Consider the following 4,638-nt stretch of genomic DNA (forward strand, 5'->3'; position numbering starts at 1 on the left):
AAGCTATCCTCCACCGATTGAAGGACGAACACATCATGAGTGATGCCCTTCACACTCAGTTCTATAAGAGAAAGAATAAATACCCAGAACTGAAGACATGGGCGAAAACCTCTACCTATTTGGGAGAAGAGACTTCATACAGATTCTCGCGTATGGTGTATCGTGCTTTGGCCGAAAACCTCATCAGCGAGGAGAAAGCAAACGAAATTCTTGGTACAAACGAAATATCTTATATCGACAATAAACAGATATGATTCAGAAGATTGTGATTGCCGAAAAGGCGACATTGGATTATTTCAGTCTCGACAGGATAATGAATGCCCTCGTCAAGACATTCAAAGCTGCTAATGAACCTACAGTTATTGGTGATGCCACTAGATTTCTTGGCAAACTAACAATGACCCAATATACATATGCAGACTTGGGAGGCAAAATGAGGGCACAAGTAGATGACGGTCAGAAACACGGTATGTTCGACGTGATGGATATGGAGGGCGACACGTGGTGTGATTTCCTGGATTTTCGCCAACCCTACAGCTACTGTATTTCGTGGGAGCAAAGTGCGGCCTTGTATTGGTCGCAGAAGATTCCTGATTGCTGGCTGGTGAGCGAATCGGAACAAGTTCTGGATTTTGCCCAAGGGCTTGGTGTCCCAATTATGACCATTGAAGAGATGCAAGAGACGTTTTTTGCCGATGAGGTATTCGAGACTGCTCCGCTGAGTCTGGCACCTCCTATTGTGGCAGGACCATTCGATCCTCGTGTAGATGCCGACAAGGTTGAGGCAGCTTTTAGTGATAGGCTGGATGGAGATTTGGCTGTACTTAAACAGAAATCATATTGGGTTGTAGTCTGTGTGCTCTTCGAATGGTTTGGCTGGCTTAAACTTCGCAAACGTGCTGATTTCTGCCGTTGGGTGAACGCCCATTTCCATTTCGAAAAGCCAATCAATGCCGAGATAGATTTAAAGTCGGCAACCAATAATATAGATGTAAAAGAACGTAACCTTGAACTTTGGCCAGACAACCAATATAGAGACCTTGCCTTCATGATCAAAGAATTGTTCTTTGGCGAACGCCAAGGCCTGCCAAACGGCTTTTATGTCTATGCCAACGAGCCACTTTATTTAAGACCAGGATTGATGTGGAGACGTAAAGACCAATAGGCTCAATATACCTTCCGATATACTTTCCAAACATTGGAATATACCCGATATACCTTAGTGTGTATCGGGTATTTTTTTTGTCTTTATGCTAAGAAAAACGCACTAATTTTGCATCGTGAACAAGAAACCACGGGCATTACAAACTCCGTTCGGATGAGTTCCACGAAGTAACTTTAGTATTAACAAAAAAGGAAAGTAAAAAGATGAAAGATTCAGTTTTCCAAAAGCGCTTCCAGCGCAAACAGCAGAACCGTCAGGTTCATGGTCAACAACTCACAGTGTTCTATCGCGACATGGTGTCAGATTTTCCCGTCAGTAGCCTCGCTATGCTGATGCTGCGTCGATGTGAAAGCAGTGTCAGCCCGAGTCTCTATCGCCAGATGGCAAAAGGTCTGATTGGGTTTGAAGAGGCTTTGCAGTTGGATATGGCAGAGTGCCTTACAGGGTGCGTACAGGGCGTTGCGCTCTACACAACAGGCATCAAGCACGTTGACCGAATTTTGTGGCCTCTGTACCACAAGATTCAGCGAGAGTTAGCTAACGGAGTTAATAACAACATTAGCAAAGTAAACAGATAAGTTAAACCTTGAGTTGAAGTGAGGAGGATGTTCCCGGGTAAATGCGCAAAGATTCCAACCTTCTTCTCGCAAACAACTCAAAACATGAAAACAGTAAACAACAGTTACAAGCAGCAGATTCTGCACGACGTCCAGATGGACACACAGACAACATTCATGAACAACGGTGACATCAACATCTACCCATGCTTGTGGGAACAGGACAAAGCGCCTGTGACAGCCGACGGTAAGGGGCTGATTCGCTATCGCGCTGGGGTGATGGTGGAAGAAGACGGTAGGACTCGCATGAAGCGTTACCACGACGGACTGAACGGTCCTAAGTATGAGACGCTCTTCCAGACAGCCCATGCTGATGTGAAGCGTACTCGCGAGATGAACCACGGACAGCGCGGATGCCTGAAGGTGGAGTTCAGATTCCCACGCCGCTATCCACTCTCGTTGATGAAGAGCCTCTTCTATCAGGAGTCCGAGGAGATCATGGCCTATTTTAACTCAAGAAAGGAGGAAACCGTATGGTAAATCGACTGATAGCACTGAACACCAAGCATTTCGCCGACAAGCAGAAAAACAATCGGGGATATGCAGAAACCCAAACTGGGGAGCAGCTTGACGAGCTGCTCCGCCAGGAGTGGCTTCGCCGCGATGTAGCAGATATTCGTGCCGGTAAGGAGGAGAAAAAGGACTGGTTGCCATTCATCTGCCCTCACTACACGGCATTCAAGGACAACCATCGTGCACAGGATTGCATCCTGCCCGAAGCCTTCACCTTTATGACGTGTGTGGATATAGACAACCCAAAGCTGGTGCGCGGGGCCTTTGAGAAAGCGTTGGAGGTGAACAAGGATGACATGTCGGAGTGGCACGATATGGTGCTGCGTGAGGCTTATTCGGCTCGTGGTAAGGGCCACATTTACATCCGCATTCCTAAGGGCATGACCATTGAAGAAGCACAGCGCAGTTTCTGCGAGGAGCTTGGCTTCGATGCCGATGAGTTGCTTGATGCGTCGTGCTTTACACCCGAAAGGTACATTTATATAACAGGTATAGATCAGGAAGTTTTCCGCTCTGAACATTGGCTGGAACCCATCGAGGGTGAAGAGTTGGAGGAACGTCGCGAGGCTTATCTGCAACGGGGACTTGATGTGGATGGCCGCCCACTGGTTAAGCCAGAAAACACCGCTACACCTGCTGTTGCCGTGAGCGATACAGGTGACATCGTTGAGGCTGATGCGCGTACATTATATATCTTTGATGCTTGCATGAAAGAGGCGGAGTTGACACCCGATGTGCTCATCGTGGAAGGTCATCGGCATGAGGCTCTGAAAAGTATACTTTCTGTAGGCGCTACCCAGTTGTTGAAGAAGGAAGAATTGCTGGGTGTGTTGAAAATTCGCATGTCGCAGAACTGGCAGGACAAGAATATTCAGCAGTTGGTAGATGATTTCTATTCGAAATATTATGACCCCAATCAGAAGATGTCACAGTTTCAGAGAAAGGTGTTGGCCAAGTCGCTGAAGATGGTAAAGACAGAATCTGCGGACAATCAAACGGCAACAAACAACCAAGAATCAACGACCGTGAACCATGAGCCAGCATTGCCGCCCGAGATGCCGAAGAAACTGCCGAAGGTGGTTCAGTTGTTGGTCTCACGCACCCCTGATGTCTACAAGCCTGCTGTGGCTCACGCTATTTTTCCGTCGCTGGGCGCTCATCTGTGGAAGGTCCGTTTTCCGTATATCGACAATGTGATGCATGAGGCTACATTTATGAACGTGCTGATGGCTGGAACAGGAGCCGGTAAGGACTGTATCTCGCAACCCATCAACCACATCATGGCTGACATCCGCAAACGCGATGCAGAGAACCTGAAGCGTGAGGCCGACTGGAAAAAGGAGGTGAACTCGAAAGGCTCAAACAAGGACAAACGCCAGCGTCCAGAAGGACTTGTTATTCAGGAGGTTGACCCAGATATGACCAACCCTGCCTTTGTGATGCGTATGGCTGAGGCCGACGAGCATTTCCTCTATACGAAGATGAACGAGATAGACCAGTTTGATGCCCTTCGCGGTTCGGCTCGTGGCTCGCAGCAGTTTCCGATTATGTGTCTGGCTTTCGACCCAGACAACCGTTACGGTCAGACGCGTGTAGGAACGCAGAGCGTCACAGAAAAGGTCTGTATCCGATTCAATTGGAATGCCGCAACCACCATCCAGAAGGGACAGCGCTATTTCCGCAATGTCTTGACCGACGGGCCAATATCACGCATCAACTTCTGCACCATACCTGAGCGTGAAATCGGAGCAGACATGCCTGTCTATGGCACGTATGATTCTTCTTTTGACGAAGAACTGAGACCCTTCATTGACCGCCTTTGCCGTGCTGCTGGCGTGATAGACTGTCCGCAGGCTTTCCGTCTGGCCAAGCGACTGAAGGATGAATGTGCTGAGTTTGCACGGCTCTCTCAATCGAGAGTGTATGAAAACTTGTCGTTCCGTGCCAATGTCATTGCCTATTTGAAGGCTTGTGTGCTCTATATTTGTAACGATTATAAATGGAGTCGTGAGATTGAAGAATTTGTTCGCTGGAGCCTGCTATATGATATGCACTGCAAAATGGCATTTTTTGGCGAGGCCATCGAAAACGCTAACCGTTCTACTGATGAACAGACAGGCCGTCGTGGCCCGCGCAACCTGCTCAAGTTGCTGCCCGACGAGTTTACCGTCCACGATGCTGACCTCATCCGTCAAGCCAACGGCATGGACACTCGCGGTACCCGAAATATGCTCTCGCAATGGGTTCATCGCGGCTACCTCTTACAGATGACAGATGACAGTTTTTCAAAAATCAAAAAGCAGAAATGACATGGAACTGATATTAGAACGTATAGCAAAACGC

4 protein-coding genes and 1 pseudogene are annotated in these 4,638 nt (G+C 48.1%); all 5 read left to right on the top strand.

Annotated features, from left to right (window positions below; translation table 11 throughout):
- Positions 1-254: pseudogene (locus tag Q0R57_RS14505) on the top strand (hypothetical protein); the annotation flags it as partial.
- A complete protein-coding gene (locus Q0R57_RS14510; protein WP_294749193.1) occupies positions 251-1,165 on the top strand; it encodes a hypothetical protein in 915 nt (304 codons plus the stop codon). The pseudogene Q0R57_RS14505 and the gene Q0R57_RS14510, both read left to right, overlap by 4 nt.
- Positions 1,166-1,368: 203 nt before the next feature.
- Entirely contained in the window at positions 1,369-1,743 is a 375-nt protein-coding gene (locus Q0R57_RS14515) for a hypothetical protein (protein ID WP_294749195.1), read from the top strand.
- Between the two features lie 84 nt (positions 1,744-1,827).
- On the top strand, positions 1,828-2,262 hold the full coding sequence (locus tag Q0R57_RS14520; protein WP_294749197.1) for a hypothetical protein: 435 nt from the start codon (positions 1,828-1,830) through the stop codon (positions 2,260-2,262).
- Positions 2,256-4,604 (top strand): hypothetical protein, encoded by a 2,349-nt coding sequence (locus tag Q0R57_RS14525; RefSeq protein ID WP_294749198.1) that lies wholly within the window; start codon positions 2,256-2,258, stop codon positions 4,602-4,604. The genes Q0R57_RS14520 and Q0R57_RS14525 overlap by 7 nt, the downstream gene beginning before the upstream one ends.
- The last annotated feature ends 34 nt before the right edge of the window (positions 4,605-4,638 follow it).

It is taken from the genome of uncultured Prevotella sp., assembly GCF_946407605.1.
GTDB lineage: Bacteria > Bacteroidota > Bacteroidia > Bacteroidales > Bacteroidaceae > Prevotella.

Excerpts from the sequence above, each read along its gene's own strand:
- Q0R57_RS14510 (WP_294749193.1), top strand. The coding sequence starts at position 251 with ATGATTCAGAAGATTGTGATTGCCGAAAAGGCGACATTGGATTATTTC.
- Q0R57_RS14515 (WP_294749195.1), top strand. The coding sequence starts at position 1,369 with ATGAAAGATTCAGTTTTCCAAAAGCGCTTCCAGCGCAAACAGCAGAAC.
- Q0R57_RS14520 (WP_294749197.1), top strand. The coding sequence starts at position 1,828 with ATGAAAACAGTAAACAACAGTTACAAGCAGCAGATTCTGCACGACGTC.
- Q0R57_RS14525 (WP_294749198.1), top strand. The coding sequence starts at position 2,256 with ATGGTAAATCGACTGATAGCACTGAACACCAAGCATTTCGCCGACAAG.